Raw genomic sequence first — 16,418 nt, forward strand, 5'->3', positions numbered from 1 at the left:
CATGACATTAGATGAGCTTATTACTACACGTTACAACGTATCTGATATTGACTTCGATAAGGCGAAATCTTACCAAGTTAAATTTGGTGGCCGATTAGAGCAAATATTAGTAAATATGGGAAGTTTACCTGAGGATCAGGTGCAACTTTTATTTTCTGAATATCTCGAGTTGCCACTCATTAATATAGAGAATGCGCTCGAAACTGTTACAAAAAATGAGTTTCCTAGCGAGGTTTTAAAAGTCTGCTTAGACAATAAATGGATCCCTATTGACTGCATTAGTGACACTTGGCACTTCGCTGTTGAAGACCCTCTTAATAGTATGATAGGTGAATGTTTATATAAAAATAATATAACCCCTTCATTGTTTATAGCGAGTCCGAGTGAAGTTCAGCTATTATCATCAAAGTTTGAATCAACCTCTGAGTCAATATTTGAAGCATCTTCAAGTGAAGAGGAAAGCAAGTTAAGGGAGTTGGCTTCAGAAGCGCCCATTGTTAACCTTTTAAACTCATTAATTAGCCGCGCGTTGCGACAAGGGGCTTCTGACATGCACTTGGAACCATTCGAAGGCCGTTATCGCGCGCGTTTTCGAGTTGATGGTGTGCTACATGAAGCTGAGTTACTAGCAGCATCAGTTCAATTGCCAATAGTGACCCGATTGAAAATTTTATCAGGCATGGATATCGCTGAAAAGCGCAGGCCTCAAGATGGTAAAATTGAAATGAAGATCGCCAATCAAGAAATTGATATACGTGTATCTGCCCTGCCTCTGAATGATGGTGAATCAATTGTCATGCGCTTTTTACGTAAAGAAAGCGTTCGCTACGATATGAATGTGCTAGGCCTTTCAGATGATATTCACACCTGTATTCAAGAAGATATAAAGAAAACCGCAGGGGTTGTATTGTTAACAGGACCGACAGGTTCTGGTAAAACAACGACTTTATACACGTTCTTGAATGCATTAAACAATGATGATGTAAAAATAGTAACATTAGAAGACCCTGTAGAATATCAGTTAGAAGGCATTAACCAAGTACAAGTTAACAGTGAAATAGGGTTTGATTTTTCAGCTGGTCTACGTTCAATAGTACGACAAGATCCCGATATTATTATGCTCGGTGAGATCAGAGATAAAGAAACCGCGCAAATTGCGTTGCAGTCAGCCTTAACTGGGCACTTAGTTTTCTCTACTGTACATACGAATGATGCAGCAAGTGCTTATACGCGTTTACTGGATTTAGGTGTTGATGAATTTTTGTTGAATGCAGCATTGATATCTGTTGTCGCACAACGTTTAGCGCGTAAGGTTTGTACTTCGTGTGCACAGCCTCGTTCGGACGCCAGTGAATTAATTGAAAAATATAACTTACATACTTTGAGTCAGGAGTTCTCGATTGACAAGGTAAACTTAGTCAAAGGTGTGGGCTGTGAACAATGCGGGTTTACTGGATACAAAGGACGTTTGGCCATTACAGAGTATCTTGCATGTGATGATGAGATCAAAGCGATACCTAAAGATGCTGACTTTATTACAAAAGCTAAATCTCATAGTAAGCAACAACGTAGACGAACTTTACTTGAGGATGGCTTTTATAAAGCAATTAAAGGTGAGACAACCATTGAAGAAGCTATTAGAGTTGCAGGATAATGCCCAGTTATCAATATAAAGCATATGATTCGTCTGGTGGTAAGAGTGATGGGGTGATTGAAGCGTTATCTAGCTCTGCTGCCCAAGCTGCGTTAGAGAGTGATGCTTTAATCCCTTATGAATTAAAAGAAGTAAAAAAAGAGGGTCACTTTTGGAAGTTTGAAAGTAATAAAGTATCACTTTCAGATTTGGAGTTTTTTACCTCTGAGCTTAGTTTATTACTAGCTACTGGCGTGAGAATAGATCGCGGCTTAGATATCATTAAACGAACTAAGGCAAAACCAGTACTGGCGCAGTTATTAGGCGATATAAGTGGATCGCTTAAGGCGGGAATGAGCTTGTCATCTGCGTGTAGAGCGCACCCAAAAGTGTTTGATGCCTTGTATTGTAATTTAGTTGAGCAAGGTGAAGCGACTGGTGATTTGACAAGTATATTTGAAGGCTTGGCGCTTGATTTAAAGTTTAAACGCGATCTAAGAACTAAGATTATTAGTGCATTGACCTATCCTCTAGTGATTTTATTCGTCTGTTTACTCAGTATATTCTTTATTTTTAATGTCATTATTCCAAAAATGGCTGATATGTTTAGTCAGGCACAAAACTTGCCTTGGTATACAGAACTCATGCTTAACACCAGCCGTTGGATGAATGATAATCAAGTATTGCTTTTACTTGCATTAGTCAGCTTTGTGGGCGGTATACTGTATTTAAGAAAAAAAGCGGTGTTTATCGTATGGTGGCAAAAAGTACTTTTACAATTACCTGTAACCTCAAATGCAGTAAAAACAGTTGAACGGATCCGTTTCAACACGGGCTTAACATTAATGCTAAAAGCGGGCTTAGCCATAGATAAAGCGCTTGAGCTGGCTACAGGGAATGTTGTCAATAAGGTTTTAAGGGATGAGATTAAAGTTGCTCAAAAGAAAGTCAAGCGAGGTGAGCAATTAACGCCTGCCTTAAAGCAAACATCTATTTACCCAGATTTTTATATTTCTCTACTTGAAGTCGGAGAAGAAACCGGAAACTTGGAGAAAGTATTTGAAGAAATAGCGGCCCGCTCCAAGCAAGACTTTGAATCATGGACAGACAGAATGACGTCCTTACTTGAGCCTTTAATGATTTTGTTCATGGGGGTATTTGTTGGCGGAGTTGTTGTTATTATGATGCTCAGCATGATGTCTCTGAATGATGTTGGGTTTTAATTAAACCTATGCTTAATTATCGTGGTGAAAATGGCTTTAGTTTAATGGAACTATTAATTGTAATGACAATTATGGGTTTATTAATGTCAATTGTTGCACCTTTATCACTAAGTGCAATATCTAAGTCAGAGGCCAGGGTTGAGTTGCAAGAGACAAAAAATTGGTTGAGAGTATTAAGAAACAAAGCGTTCCTTACTCAGACTGAATATAAAATTCAGGTTGCTAGAAACAATGCGATACTGATTGAGAGTGAAAGTGTAAAGTTAAATAAAACATTTGAACACCTTAATTTTGAACCTGTCGTGATTAAAATTAATAGTTTTGGCATCGCTACTCCTAGCACAATAATGGCGTTAAATGATGAGCAAGTTATGTCAATACAGCTTAGGTAATGACAATGAATAAAAACTCAGGCTTTACGCTCATTGAGATACTAATATCAGTTATTATTTTAGTTGTTGTGGTGACATCTGTTTCACTTGTTTATAGAGGTGCTTACATCAGTAGTGAGAAAGCGGCTACATATGTTCGATTATCATCAAGTATGCCAGGTGTTTTAGCTACAGTTCGAGAAAAAATCCGCAATAGTCAATTTAGTAATACTTCATTAAGTAATACAGGTATGAATGGAGAGGTTGAGTATGTTTGGAATGCCTCGGTTGTTTCTAGTAAAAATGTTAAAAGCTCGGTGCTGGATGGAGAAAGGGTCGGCTTAGGCTTTGGAAATGCATATAACCTGTGGGATGTATCTTTAACGTTAAGCTATAAGGGGATATCAAATACTTATCAATATCGCGAGGTGAGTTGGCGTGACAGGTAAACTGCGAGGCTTTACTTTAATTGAATTATTGATATCGCTAACTTTATTGAGCCTTATTGTTGTTACTGGTAGTTACACTTATGTGCAATTAGCGAGTCGTTGGGATAAGGAGCTTGGTGGGTTTCATAGTGAGATACTAAAATCTCAAAGACTCTATCAATTAGATAGGGTGATATCAGGCATTATACCGTATGTAATTAGAAGCAGCTCAAATAAGCCAACCTTTTTTTTTGTTGGAAGTGAAAGTAGTTTACTCGCTGTAACTTCTCAAGGGTTACAAAGTGGGCAGAGTGAGGTGTTTAAGCTTTCGATTATTAAGAATGAAAGCGCAAAGCTTGATCTTGTTTACCAATCAACGTCTTTGAATCACATGGTCTTAACCTCTGCGGAGCAGGTTATTGACTTTCAAGATACTATCATTTTATTGAAAGACATTAATACTGCAAAATTTGATTACTTTGGTTGGCCTGATCTGTCGACAAAAATAGCCAGGGTATCTAAAACTGGCCCTAGATGGTTTAGCGTTTATTCATCGTTAGAAAAAAGACTAACCCCTACAAAGCTTCGGTTTTCTATAGAGGATACGGCGATTTTAATTACTTTAGACCATAATGCAAACAGATGGTTGAGCTATTTTAAGAGTGGTATATGAAACAACGTGGGATCGCATTACTACAGGTTCTATTAATAGCCTCGATACTGAGTACTCTTGCTCTTTTTCTTACTCAAACCGCTCAACAACAAGTATATATTGCAACGCAATTTAACAACAAAACAGAGGCTTTAGTGAAAAATTACGATCTTGAAGCTAATGTGCTTTTTGGCTTACTCACTGAGAAAAAAGGTTTTCACTCAACATTGGGTAATAGTGTCAGAGAGAATATTTATTTACAGAATTTTCATGGTGATGAATTTCAGGTAAGTAAAGAACAGTATATTAGATTACAAGACCTTAGGGGGTTGTTAAGCATCCACTTTCCTAACGAGTCGCGTTGGTTCAAGGTTTTACAGCACATAGGAACTTCTGAGTATAATGCCATGAATTTTTTACGTAAAACCCAAGATTGGCAAGATGTTAATACGGTTTCCAGTTATAATTTACAAGAGAAAAGCTTTAAAAATGGCCCTATCCAAAGTTTAAATGAATGGGAGCATCTGGAGTATACAGCTGAACAGAAAAAACTATTAGCAAAAGTGGCGACTATTTATAAAGGAAGCACTTTTAATCCAATAACAGCCCCCTCAGTTTTGATCAAAGCGTTGTATAGCAAAGTGATTTCTGAACAAATACTCACCAGTAGAGAGAAAAACTTGCTATCACCATCATTATTTACTTCGATAACAGGTGAATTGGAACAGAATAAAGTGTACTTTTATCCATCAAATGATTATAAAATTGAGCTTAAAACTCAAGTGGGCGAAGCGAAAATAAAGCGAGTGTTATATTATCAATTAAACCCGAGAAAAGCGTCCCCTGTAAACTTAATGGCAACAGAAGGCTAGGTTGTGATAAATAAAGAAAAGCGTATTGATTTTAAAAAAAAGTTATTTGTTAGGTTTGTCAGTTACTATAGAGACAATCAACATTATGGCTTTATTGAGTCGAATGGTGAATTACAACTAGAAAAAGTTGACTCCACGAAATTAATACAAATTGTTGCTGCATGTCACTGTGAAGAAAGTATAAAAAAATTACCTACTGCAAATAAAACGGCACTAAAAGGTATAATCAAATTATTGCGTCTCAAAAGTGAAACTGCTAGTTCAGTTACTTCGGTTCGTCACCAGAGTGACTCTTCTACATTTGTTAATATTTGGCAACTTCAAAATAAGGGAGCATTCATTCAGATCCCAGAAAACATGCTATTGGCTGAGCAATTACAGGAAAAACAGGTTGCGATTATAAGAAATAAGTATTTTTTGGCCATGCATAATAATGTGATTTATTCGGCTTTGAAATTAGGCGTAATTAATAAGCCAGAGCGCTTTGCTAATAGTGTGGGAATTGCATTTGAAAAAACACTGAATGTGGAACATGATGCTCAATTAGCGAATGCATTTTTTACAGGTTATTGGTTCACGTTAGTCAATAATTTATCTCAATTATTACAACCTAAAGCTTTAAATAGCTATAAACATAGCATATCTCGCGGAGTTAAAGTTCTAGGTTTAACATTGTCAGGTTATTTGCTTGCTACGAGTGGCTACTTATTCTGGAAAAACCATAGTTTGACTAAGGAACTAGAGAATAATAAACAGGCTATTAATGAAGCGCTTTTTAAGTATGAAGAATATCAAAAAAATACTAACCATTTAAATGAGTTGAATGGCGTGTTTAACGAGCACTATAAAAAAAGCTTTATATTTTTTATCGTTAACAAGGTTCGAGCTTTTGCGAGCATAGAAAGAGTGAGCTTTTCGGGGGAAACAGTTTTATTCAAAGGTAAAAGTGGTAGCTCAATTGCTGTATTAGAGTTTATTAACAGCATACCAGGAGTCATAGAGGCTAAATTTCATCAGCCAGTACGAAGTTACCAAGGGGTTGAGGAGTTTGTGGTGAGCTTTCAATTTAATAACCACGATGAGGAAGTGAATCAAAGCTTGTTAAGTGAGGGAGGAGAGGGATGATGGAGGTAGTTCAACAGTTTAAGAAATATAAGTTACTGTTACTTGTTACATTACTGTTAGTAGTGATTAAATTTATTATCGTTCCTATTTTTAACTGGCAGTCAGTTCAAATCAGTAAAGCTGAGTCTCAGCAATTAAGACTCATTAAAGCAAATAGTATTATTGCGCAAAAAGAAAGCTTTATTCTAGCGGCTGATAGTGCTAGAGAAAGTTTGAGGCAATATAAAGACGCATTGTTTGATTCAGAAAAAATAAATGGTTTTAAGATTGATAAGCAAAAAGAAATATCTAGTTACCTTAAAGAAAATAACTTGACACTTTTAAATATTGGCTGGCAACCAGAATTACAATTTTTAAATGCGCAGCTTCATAGAGAGCAAGTACGTTTAAATATAGGAGGGGAAACCCACCGTGTGGCTCAGTTTATTTATTTTATCGAAAATCACAGCAAGTTGGTGTCTGTAGAGCAGCTTTCATTCAATATTAGAGGTTTAACTACTGATGAAAGCGGTACGGCAGAGGCAAGTTTGTTGATATCGTTCTATTTTAATCAATTTACAGGAGATACTCTGTGACGCTAAAGGCTTGGTACTTTATAGCATTAATTCTTCTATTTTTTAGTTTTGATTTTTTATCAAGGCTAAATATATCTGTTGTAGATAATAATAGCGAATTCAAGATTGAACCGATACCTGAGTCAGTTGTTAGAAAAAATAGTCAGCGATTTGATAAAGAAGTACTTTCAGCGATTCAGGAACTGAAAAATCCCGAGCCTGAATTGATTGTTAGAGAACCTTCACGAGTAACCTCTGGTTCAGGGGTTATGAGTAGTGTGCACACAAAAGACAGAGCATTTAAGTTAAAAGCGGTTTTTTTCACAAAATCTGAACAGTATGCTTTGATAAGTGCTCTGAACAAAGAGACGCAGATTTCAGAGTTATTGAAAGTGCAGGAAGGTGATTCACTCGGGGGGTTTTCTGTTATCATTAACTCCCGTACCCAGCTAAGTTTACAAAAAGCATCGCAAAATATTACCCTTGTGATGTATAAGAATACGCATACAAAGGCTAACTAGATTATTATGAAAAAAGCAAAACATATTTTACTCGGCTTTATTACAGTGGTTAGTCTTGCTGCATGTAGTACTATTTCAAAGCCATTACCGTTAAATAACTCTTATTTGGCTAAAAATAAATCAAAAAAACAGGTTGTTGCTGAACAGGTTGTTGCTAAAAATCAAACTCAAAATGTCGAAAGTGGTTTAGTGTATTTACCTGCATTAAATAGCAGTGATATTCAACAATCTCAGCAAGTGTCAATTGACTCTCATTTTTCAGAAAATGAAATGGTTCAATTAACCGCTGATAGTTTAAAAGTGAAAGACTATCTACATTATGTTTTTGGTGAGCTTTTAAGTGTAAATTATATTTTAGGCGATGAAATAGCGGATAGTGACGATGCCATCACTATAAACTTAAAAGACAAATTATCGAAGCGGAAGTTGTTCAATTTAAGTCAAGAGCTTCTTGATAAAAGAGGCATTATTATTCGTGAAAAAGGTGATATCTTTTACATCCATAGTTCAGGTAATTCAGCTGGCAGTAACTTAACGTATGGCTATGGTAATCAAGTTAAGGATATCCCTATTGCAGGTGGTGAAATTTTACAAATAGCACCCTTTAATAATGGTATGCAAACTTCGCTGGCACATTCTATTAAGCAACTAACGGGGGTTGAGGCTACGCCGTTATTTGAACAAAATGCAATCATGTTTAAAGGTAAACGCAATGATATAGTGAGAGCTATTGAGTTTATGCAAGTCATGGATAGCCCCGCTTTTAGAAATCGTCATATTGCTATATATAAGTCTGAATTTGTGCCAGCGAATGAATTAAGTAAAAAGCTTACTGAAGTTCTTAAACAAGAAGGCATTAGTAGTTCAACAACTGGAACTACTGAAAAAGCGATATCTATTGTGAATATTGAACGGACGAATAGTTTGATATTTTTTACCAACAATAAGAGTTTTCTTAATAGGTTACAATTTTGGGCATCGCATATTGATCAGCCAGCGGATGGAACTGAAAAACAATATTTCATCTTCGAACCTGAATTTGCACGCGCGATAGATTTAGGTGAAAGTTTACAGAACCTCATTAGCGGGGGCTCAGCGCTGACAAATCGTACTTCGGCGAGTTCAGAAGACAAAAAAGCAAACAATGCGACCGAAAAGAGTATATCAGCTAGTTCAGAGCACTTACGTATGGTCGTAGATGAAAGGTCTAATGCGTTGATTTTTCATACATCTGGGACTGAATATCGGAATATGTTACCGCTTATAAAGCGACTAGATGTTATGCCGAAGCAAGTTGTTTTAGAGGTTTTAATTGCAGAAGTCACTTTGACGGATGAATTTAGTCAAGGCGTTGAGTTTGCATTATCAAATAATCGTGCGTTGCAAACGGGTTACCACAGTTTTTCAGGAGGATCTAAAACGGGTTTAAGTTATGTGCTTGAAGGGGTGACTGGCAAACTTGATATTAGTCTCTTTGAAAAGAATCAAAATGTGGATGTTTTATCCAAACCTACAATTGCAGTTAGAGATGGCGTTGAGGCCAATATTACCGTTGGTAATGAAATACCGACTGTTGGTGAAATTGTATCTGATCCGACCAATGGCAATAGAACTTCTGTGGTTTACAGAAAAACGGGGATCATGCTGAATGTGACCCCAACAGTGAATGCTCAAGGTGTGATCCTGATGGAGATTGAGCAAGAAATAAGTAATGACGCATCGGGAGACGATGCAGTTGAAGGTCAGCCAACTATTTTTAAACGTAGTATCAAGACCGAAGTTATCGCCGCAGATGGGCAAACAGTAATGCTAGGAGGTTTGATCAGTGAAAATAAGAACCTAACAAACACCGGGGTGCCTGTATTTTCTGATATCCCCATTCTTGGCAGGCTATTTGATGGTAGAAAAGATACAACTGAGAAAACTGAGTTAATCGTAATGGTGACACCAAGAGTCATTGATTCAGCTGAGCAGTGGGATAGCGTTATCAATGTGTTCAAGGAAAACTTAAGCAACTTAAACTTTAACGATTAAACTTAAGTAACTTAAACTTTAAACTTTCGACATACTGACTTATTGTCATAATATTTGGTCATATTTAGAACTAAAGGCACTGGGTATAACACTTTTTTACAAAGCCCCATTACTTTTTATGTCGGAGTTAACATATCATTGACTTTGCTAAGTGATTGTATTGTTTTTATTTTTATTGCCTTTGAGTAGATATAAAAAAATAGCCTAGTTTACAATGCTCTAAGAGCGGGCTAAGTACTTGACAATACAAATACAATGTTTAGACTAAGCATAGATTTGATCGGAATGTCACTTTAGGTGACGGCCTAAATGAGTGATCAAACAATATAAAAATAGGAACAATCATTGTTCCCGTTTCATGAAACTTTGGAGAATGGAAAAAATGTTCAAAAAATCTCTTCTAGCGCTAGCGCTAACTACAGCAGCATCTTCAGTTTATGCTGTTCCGACTTCAGTTACATCTGCTACAACAGTTTCTGTTGAAGGTCAAGCTGCAACTACAACTGTAACGTCAAGTGTTTCTCCTGAAGTTACACTTACTTTAGGTGCTGAGTATACTGTTGGTGATATCATCACAGTAACAGCGACTGGTGCTGAGTTTTCTGACACAGCTTACCACCTTGTAGGCAGTGCAAACGTAACTTTCGGTTTGCTAAACGCAACTAAAACAGAGCTTACATTCCGTGTAACTTCTCGTACAGCTGCAACTGTAACGACTGGTGAGACACTAAACCTTAAAGACGCTGCAACTGGTGGTAATGATCTTAACTTCGCTATTCCTGACCTAGCTAAAGGCGCTACAGTTAAAGTGACAGCTGTAGCTAAAACGTCTACAGGTATCGTAATTGATACAGCTGGTACTGGTAAATCAGATTCTGCGACTATATTCCAAGGTGTTCAACAGTTCTCTATCGTTTCAAATAAAGACGATGCTACAGTTGATGTTGCAGAACTTCGTAAGAAGTTTGTGAACACAGCAGGTACTACAACTGAAGATGTTCCTGCTCCAAGCTTCACTGCGACTATAGCTACAGCAACTGTAGCAGCGTTTACTAATGCTGATGTAGAATTCAAGCTTGCTGGTAACTTTACAGGTATTGCTGGTATCACTATTGGTGGTAAAGCAGCTACTATCGCAGCAGATAAATTGTCAGCAACAGCAAAAACTGGTGCTGCTTTCGCTGCTGGTGCATATAATGTTGTATTCACAATGCCTGCAGATGCTAAGCGTGAAGTACTAACTGCACCGCAAAATATCACTGCAACTGTAAATGTTCTTAACTCAACTACTGCACCAACTGCAAGTGCAAACGTAGTAGCTGCTGGTACAAACATCTCAACTTGGTCACTAAACGGTGATTCTGAGTTTATTGAGTATGTACCTTTCCACGCTGACTTCAGACGTTCATTCGCTGTAACTAACAACGGTACTGTTGAAGGTGACATCATGGTTGAACTTTTCGCTGACGGCAAAATGGTTGCTGCGAGCACAGTTGGTACAGCTACAAAGTACACTGTAACTGATATTTCTGCTGCTGTTAACAAACTAGCTGCTGATAACTCAATTGAAGGTTTTGCTGGTGTTCGTGTAACTACAAACGCACCTTCAGCTAACATTGAAGTTACTGGTCTTTTCTACAGCGTAGAAGATGGTGACCGTGTTTTAGTTAAATAATATCTTATTATTATTTTTAAAAGCGAGCTTATGCTCGCTTTTTTATTACTTAATTAAAGTTATAAAAACCGCTTTATTTTTTCTACTAACGACTCCTACCTATGTTTTGATACACTAATACTAGATAACTGTTTAGGTAAAGTGTGTGAAATACCCCATAGTAAAACCTTTATTACCCCAGCTGGATAAATACCAGACTTATATAGAGCAAATTTTTGAGCGTAACTACCTGACCAATCAGGGTCCTTGTGTTGAAGCACTACAAAAAAAGCTCGCTGAATATTTAGAAGTAGATTATTTACTCCTTGTATCGAATGGTACTCAAGCATTACATGTTGCCTATGCTGTTATGGGCATTAAAAATGTGATAACGACCCCTTTTACATTTGCTGCAACACCTGGTTCATTGGCATTTCAGAACATTGACTTTCGATTTAGTGATATTGACGAAAGTACATTCAATTTATGCCCGCAGCAGATAAAACAGCAAGATTTGGTATGGGCTGATGCTATATTACCTGTCCATGTGTTTGGCAATCCGTGTGATGTTGAATCTATTCAGAGACTTGCTCAGTTACACAACTTAAAAGTCATTTACGATGCCGCACATTGCTTTGGTAGTAAATATGATATTGGGTCACTCTTAAAGTATGGTGACTGTGCGACTTTAAGCCTACATGCAACTAAACTTTTCCATTGTGTGGAAGGGGGCGCTGTCATATTTAAATGTAAGGCTGATTTTGAGCGAGCAAAACAATTGATAAACTTTGGGCAAAATACTCAAAATATCCCAGTCAGCGCAGGTACAAATGCAAAGCTTTCTGAAGTACATGGGGCAATGGGGTTGGCACTTTTTGAACATGTAAATGAAATTTTGGCACATAGGCAGCAGCTATTTGAATACTACTGCGGTAAGTTGGTAGGCGTTGTTAAATTACAGCAATGGCACCCGCTTGGTAAGCCTAACGGAGCATACATGCCGGTATTATTGGGTTCTGAAGCGCTTCTAGAGTCTGTACAGAAGTGTTTAAGTAATCAAGGGATCCAAACGAGGCGGTATTTCTACCCTAGCTTGAATAGCGTTACAAGTTACAGACATAATAGTAAAATGCCTATTAGTGACGACATTTCATCCAGAGTACTCTGCTTGCCCATGTATTATGATTTGACCAAAGTTGATGTGGATATTATTTGCGATGCATTACAAATAGCCATTAAAAATTATTAGAAGAAGCCTATGCACTATACATATAACGAATTAATTGAACTTGGGTTTGCTAAAGTAGGTAATGATTGCCTTATATCCAAAAAGGCTTCTTTTTATGGTATTAACCGAATTACATTAGGAAACAATGTTCGCATCGATGATTTTTGCGTGTTGTCTGCGGGGAAAGAGGGCATTGTTCTGGGGAACTTCGTTCATATTGCTGTTTTTTCGTCTCTAATAGGTCAATCCCTCATTAAATTAGATAGCTATACAAACATATCTTCAAGGGTGTCTATTTACTCTAGCTCAGACGACTATAGTGGTGACTACATGACTAACCCAATGGTGCCTGCAGAGTTTACGAATGTAACACATGGGCCAGTTTATATTGCTGAGCATGTAATTATCGGATCTGGCACGGTAATACTGCCCAATGTAACATGTCATATTGGCGCTGCTGTTGGCGCTTTAAGCTTAGTAGCTAGTGATGTTCCTGAGTTTACGATTGTTGCTGGTGTGCCAGTAAAAAAAATAAATCAAAGAAGTAAAGCCATGCTTGAACACCAGAAGCGACTAGAGTCGAGCTATAAATGATTGTCCATATATTTTCTGCTTCAGCGCATCATTATGCCCCGATGCGTTCATTTTTTTTACAGCATTGCACTGCTCAAGAGCAGCGTTTTTGGGCGCCTTATGAAGCTGGAGTAAATCATACGGGGGTTGAGTATTTTATTGATAATAGCGAGTTACTATCAAAAGTTAATGGGTTACCTAGTGATTGTCGCTTAGTTTTTCATGGCGTATTTGATCCAAGCTTGATCCGCTCATTGTGTTTAATTAAAAAGCTCAGAGACAGTGTGTGTGTTATTTGGGGTGGCGAGATGTATAGATATGAGGCTCAGCATGGAGTAAAAGCGTATATAAATTGGTTTTTCCACTGTTTATTGTTACGACGCTTTAGGCATGTCTACACGCTAAATCAGGGAGATAAGGAGAAGCTTCGGGAGTACCTTCTAATACGTAACGCAGGTGTTTTACCTTATCCATTGATAGGCTTTAATTTTGCTGATAAGAAAATAATGAAGCCATCAAAAAAATTACAGGTTTTAGTTGGCAATTCTGCCGACCCAAGTAATAACCACCTTACTATTTTTAAACAGCTTAAAGCGATTGAGCACTTAGAGTGTGAGGTTATTGTACCTCTAAATTATGGTGGTTCGGCATGCTATGTGGATACGGTTGTGAAAGAGGGCTTAAAGCTGTTTGGTAGTCGCTTTAAACCAATTCAAGCCATGCTGAGTAAAGCCGAGTATGATGCTTTATTACAAAATATTGATATAACAGTCTTTGCACATAAACGGCAGCAAGGGCTTTATGCTGTTTATGCTATGTTACTCATGGGCAAACCTATTTTCTTAGACTCAAAGACCTCTAGTTTTGTGAATTTATCTGAGCAAGGATTTGATGTCCAAGACTGCTGTCATTTGAGTAAATTATCTATGCTTGATCTGAAGGCACTGGTTGATAAACCCAATGAAAAAAACAAAGCGTTGATGACTTCAACTTATACAGAGCAAGCATTGGCGCCGCATTGGTCGAAAATGATGACTGAGTTAATAGTTAATGCTTAATGCTACAACGATTAAACAAGGGTTATCATGGAGTACGGTTGCTACCATACTAAAAGTGAGCCTGCAGCTGGTTCAGTTCATCATACTTGCTAAGTATTTGTCGTTATCTGAATTGGGCCTTATCGCTTTTATAGGTATATTAGTGAGCTTCTCACAGGTATTGGGTGATGCGGGGTTATCTAACGCAATCATATATTTTGATGAGTTGAATAAGGGAGTTAAAAAGCAATTATATACATTGAGTCTATTTTTTAGCTGTGTGATTGCCTTGGTGGTCTACTTACTAATTCCTGTACTCGGTAGCTTTTTTAATTTGATAAACTTGCAGTCATTTTCTTTATTAATTGCATTGATTGCGTTCTGTCGGGTCGCCATGTCTCAGCCTATCGCGATTATGGAAAAGGCACTTAAGTTTAAAGTGCTGGCGTATATAGAGATATTTGCACAATTACTATCACTTATTGTTATTTGTTTGCTACTACACCTTGATTACGGTGCAAGTAGTGCCGTTTATGGGCAACTTTTGCTTGTCATTTTATTGCTGGGCTCAGGCTTGGTTGTTGCTTTTCGTGATATAGGGATCATGCTCCCTCGTTTAAAAGAGATATCTGCTCCTGCAAAGTATGGCCTATATCAATCCCTTGAGGGTTTGGTGAGCATGTTGAGTCGTCAATGTGATCAGCTGATTATTTTAAAGTTTTTAGGTGCAGAAACACTTGGTATTTATAGTTATATCAAAGATTTAATTGGCAAGCCTTTATTGCAACTTATCAACCCTATCATTAACCGTTTATTGTTTCCGTTGTTAGTAAAGCTGCCCTTTTCAGAGCGAAGGGCATTTTATATGCGCTCACTTTTGTTGTTAAGTACGTTTACAATGCCTTTGTACTTGGGGTTAGCGTATTTCTCAGAGCCATTTTTGATATTTGTACTGAACAATAGTTGGGGAGAGCACCACTTGGTTGCGAGTTTACTCGCTTTGACCTATTTAATAATGGCGATGATCACGCCCTGTAGTTCATTATTGCAAGCAATGGGAGCGGTAAAAAGATCTTTTTATTGGAACGTGGTTGTGACCATCATCAGAGTAAGTGTGATCTTTGTTTCAGTGCCTTTTGGTATAGAAGTGATGTTAGGTGCTTTGCTCATATTACAAGCTTTGTTTCTGTTTGCGCATTGGTATGTACTTATACGCCCAATGATCCATACCAGCTTATTTAGTTTTTTTAAGATACCTAGCATTCCGTTAACACTCGCCGTGATCATTATTTTTATTTCGTCGATTCTACAGCCATTGATGAGTATTGATGAATTTTGGCAGGCAATACTTTATGCTTTCGTCGTGATTATTAGTTTGGTTATTTCAGTGTATTTGCTAAAATCCCGCATCCACATTATTGATAAGCTTGTACAGCGGTAAGCATGATGAAACCATTAGCAAAAAATACATCGCCATCGACCAAAGTCGTGATTGGTATTCCTACATGTAAACGCCCTGTTGGGTTGAATAATTTATTACAGTCTATTGCCGAGCTATATATTACCGATATCGAACTCATTATTCTGGTTGCAGACAATGATGCAGAGCTAAAACAAGGCACGAAAGTAGTCGCGGAGCTTAAACAAGAATACAAATATCACATCGAAGCCATATGCGTTGAGCAACGCGGTATTTCTTATGTCAGAAATAAGCTGCTATATGAATCTTTTGAAACACACCAAGCTGATTTTCTGGCCATGATAGATGATGACGAGTTGGTTGAAGCGCAGTGGCTCAATGAGTTATTAAAAACACAGAAGAATACTCAGTGTGACGTTGTCGGTGGTGTCGTAGTTCCTAAATTCCCATCAGTCGCGCCAGACTGGGTTAGTGAGCTATCTATTTATTATCCGCGTAACCCCAATGAATCGGTAGAAATATCTTTAATCGAAGGTGTTGGCAATGTTCTGTTGAATAAAGCGATTTATTTTGAATTTTCTAAACAACGCTTTGACCCTTTTTATGCGGTATATGGTGGTGGAGATAAAGAGTACTTTACACGTCTGAAAGCTGAGGGAGCTAGATTTGCGCTTGCCCATAAAGCTGTGAGTTATGAGCTATTTGACGAATCTCGTGTTACCAAGTCTTGGGCCGTAGAACGAGCCCATCGCATTGGGGCCGCTGATATGCGTATTATATTAAAGCACCACAAATCATTTTTAAAATTGTGCATTGAGAGCTGCAAAGTCATTTTTGCTACTTTGCTGGGGCTATTGATGTATATAACGCCAATAAATAGTGAACCCAAGAAAATGAAAGGTCGCTTACTGTTAGCGAGGCAAATTGGCAAAATTGCGGGCTTGTTTAATAAACAAAAAGCAGTATATAAAAAAGTACATGGAGGGTAGTCTGTAAAATGTTACAAAGCTCAATTTCAAATACGGCCCAAAGAATAGTGGTTACCGGTGGTGCTGGTTTTATTGGTAGTGCGTTAGCTGGTTATTTTATCGTA

16 protein-coding genes are annotated in these 16,418 nt (G+C 37.6%); all 16 read left to right on the top strand.

Translation table 11 applies throughout. From position 1 onward, the window contains the following. Position 1: 1 nt before the first annotated feature. The 16 genes from J8L98_RS03850 (at position 2) to J8L98_RS03925 (ending at position 16,314) form a co-directional block, all read left to right on the top strand. Positions 2 to 1,654 carry a type II/IV secretion system protein gene (locus J8L98_RS03850; protein ID WP_210995375.1) on the top strand — a complete coding sequence of 551 codons (1,653 nt, stop codon included), beginning with the start codon at positions 2 to 4 and terminating at the stop codon, positions 1,652 to 1,654. Further along, positions 1,654 to 2,856 carry a type II secretion system F family protein gene (locus tag J8L98_RS03855; protein ID WP_210995376.1) on the top strand — a complete coding sequence of 401 codons (1,203 nt, stop codon included), beginning with the start codon at positions 1,654 to 1,656 and terminating at the stop codon, positions 2,854 to 2,856. The genes J8L98_RS03850 and J8L98_RS03855 overlap by 1 nt, the downstream gene beginning before the upstream one ends. Positions 2,857 to 2,864: 8 nt before the next feature. Continuing rightward, positions 2,865 to 3,248, top strand: a complete 384-nt coding sequence (locus J8L98_RS03860) for a prepilin-type N-terminal cleavage/methylation domain-containing protein (protein ID WP_210995377.1) — start codon at positions 2,865 to 2,867, stop codon at positions 3,246 to 3,248. 5 nt (positions 3,249 to 3,253) lie between these two features. Continuing rightward, entirely contained in the window at positions 3,254 to 3,676 is a 423-nt protein-coding gene (locus J8L98_RS03865) for a prepilin-type N-terminal cleavage/methylation domain-containing protein (RefSeq protein ID WP_210995378.1), read from the top strand. Further along, entirely contained in the window at positions 3,666 to 4,328 is a 663-nt protein-coding gene (locus tag J8L98_RS03870; RefSeq protein ID WP_210995379.1) for a prepilin-type N-terminal cleavage/methylation domain-containing protein, read from the top strand. Before J8L98_RS03865 ends, J8L98_RS03870 begins: the two co-directional genes overlap by 11 nt. Further along, positions 4,325 to 5,179 (top strand): general secretion pathway protein GspK, encoded by an 855-nt coding sequence (locus tag J8L98_RS03875; RefSeq protein ID WP_210995380.1) that lies wholly within the window; start codon positions 4,325 to 4,327, stop codon positions 5,177 to 5,179. Before J8L98_RS03870 ends, J8L98_RS03875 begins: the two co-directional genes overlap by 4 nt. Positions 5,180 to 5,182: 3 nt before the next feature. After that, the gene (locus tag J8L98_RS03880) at positions 5,183 to 6,304 is read left to right on the top strand and encodes a hypothetical protein (protein WP_210995381.1); all 1,122 of its coding nucleotides are present in this window, start codon (positions 5,183 to 5,185) and stop codon (positions 6,302 to 6,304) included. Next, entirely contained in the window at positions 6,301 to 6,879 is a 579-nt protein-coding gene (locus J8L98_RS03885) for a hypothetical protein (RefSeq protein WP_210995382.1), read from the top strand. The genes J8L98_RS03880 and J8L98_RS03885 overlap by 4 nt, the downstream gene beginning before the upstream one ends. Beyond that, on the top strand, positions 6,876 to 7,379 hold the full coding sequence (locus J8L98_RS03890; RefSeq protein WP_210995383.1) for a hypothetical protein: 504 nt from the start codon (positions 6,876 to 6,878) through the stop codon (positions 7,377 to 7,379). Before J8L98_RS03885 ends, J8L98_RS03890 begins: the two co-directional genes overlap by 4 nt. A 6-nt stretch (positions 7,380 to 7,385) precedes the next feature. Further along, the gene (locus tag J8L98_RS03895; protein ID WP_210995384.1) at positions 7,386 to 9,413 is read left to right on the top strand and encodes a secretin N-terminal domain-containing protein; all 2,028 of its coding nucleotides are present in this window, start codon (positions 7,386 to 7,388) and stop codon (positions 9,411 to 9,413) included. A 313-nt stretch (positions 9,414 to 9,726) separates the two neighbouring features. Then, positions 9,727 to 11,088 (top strand): hypothetical protein, encoded by a 1,362-nt coding sequence (locus tag J8L98_RS03900; RefSeq protein WP_210995385.1) that lies wholly within the window; start codon positions 9,727 to 9,729, stop codon positions 11,086 to 11,088. Between the two features lie 145 nt (positions 11,089 to 11,233). Further along, the gene (locus tag J8L98_RS03905) at positions 11,234 to 12,316 is read left to right on the top strand and encodes a DegT/DnrJ/EryC1/StrS family aminotransferase (protein ID WP_210995386.1); all 1,083 of its coding nucleotides are present in this window, start codon (positions 11,234 to 11,236) and stop codon (positions 12,314 to 12,316) included. A gap of 9 nt (positions 12,317 to 12,325) precedes the next feature. Beyond that, positions 12,326 to 12,889 carry an acyltransferase gene (locus J8L98_RS03910; protein WP_210995387.1) on the top strand — a complete coding sequence of 188 codons (564 nt, stop codon included), beginning with the start codon at positions 12,326 to 12,328 and terminating at the stop codon, positions 12,887 to 12,889. Further along, positions 12,886 to 13,926 carry a TDP-N-acetylfucosamine:lipid II N-acetylfucosaminyltransferase gene (locus tag J8L98_RS03915; protein WP_210995388.1) on the top strand — a complete coding sequence of 347 codons (1,041 nt, stop codon included), beginning with the start codon at positions 12,886 to 12,888 and terminating at the stop codon, positions 13,924 to 13,926. Before J8L98_RS03910 ends, J8L98_RS03915 begins: the two co-directional genes overlap by 4 nt. Further along, positions 13,919 to 15,346, top strand: a complete 1,428-nt coding sequence (locus J8L98_RS03920; RefSeq protein WP_210995389.1) for an oligosaccharide flippase family protein — start codon at positions 13,919 to 13,921, stop codon at positions 15,344 to 15,346. The genes J8L98_RS03915 and J8L98_RS03920 overlap by 8 nt, the downstream gene beginning before the upstream one ends. 2 nt (positions 15,347 to 15,348) lie before the next feature. Beyond that, complete coding sequence (locus tag J8L98_RS03925) at positions 15,349 to 16,314, top strand: glycosyltransferase family 2 protein (RefSeq protein WP_210995390.1); 966 nt, start codon at positions 15,349 to 15,351, stop codon at positions 16,312 to 16,314. Positions 16,315 to 16,418 lie beyond the last annotated feature (104 nt).

It is taken from the genome of Pseudoalteromonas sp. MMG013, assembly GCF_018100885.1.
Taxonomy (GTDB): Bacteria; Pseudomonadota; Gammaproteobacteria; order Enterobacterales; family Alteromonadaceae; genus Pseudoalteromonas; species Pseudoalteromonas aurantia.

Bases quoted from the DNA above. Each gene is read 5' to 3' on its own strand.
- J8L98_RS03850 (WP_210995375.1), top strand. From the start codon at position 2: ATGACATTAGATGAGCTTATTACTACACGTTACAACGTATCTGATATT.
- J8L98_RS03855 (WP_210995376.1), top strand. From the start codon at position 1,654: ATGCCCAGTTATCAATATAAAGCATATGATTCGTCTGGTGGTAAGAGT.
- J8L98_RS03860 (WP_210995377.1), top strand. From the start codon at position 2,865: ATGCTTAATTATCGTGGTGAAAATGGCTTTAGTTTAATGGAACTATTA.
- J8L98_RS03865 (WP_210995378.1), top strand. From the start codon at position 3,254: ATGAATAAAAACTCAGGCTTTACGCTCATTGAGATACTAATATCAGTT.
- J8L98_RS03875 (WP_210995380.1), top strand. From the start codon at position 4,325: ATGAAACAACGTGGGATCGCATTACTACAGGTTCTATTAATAGCCTCG.
- J8L98_RS03885 (WP_210995382.1), top strand. From the start codon at position 6,301: ATGATGGAGGTAGTTCAACAGTTTAAGAAATATAAGTTACTGTTACTT.
- J8L98_RS03895 (WP_210995384.1), top strand. From the start codon at position 7,386: ATGAAAAAAGCAAAACATATTTTACTCGGCTTTATTACAGTGGTTAGT.
- J8L98_RS03910 (WP_210995387.1), top strand. From the start codon at position 12,326: ATGCACTATACATATAACGAATTAATTGAACTTGGGTTTGCTAAAGTA.
- J8L98_RS03915 (WP_210995388.1), top strand. From the start codon at position 12,886: ATGATTGTCCATATATTTTCTGCTTCAGCGCATCATTATGCCCCGATG.
- J8L98_RS03920 (WP_210995389.1), top strand. From the start codon at position 13,919: ATGCTTAATGCTACAACGATTAAACAAGGGTTATCATGGAGTACGGTT.
- J8L98_RS03925 (WP_210995390.1), top strand. From the start codon at position 15,349: ATGATGAAACCATTAGCAAAAAATACATCGCCATCGACCAAAGTCGTG.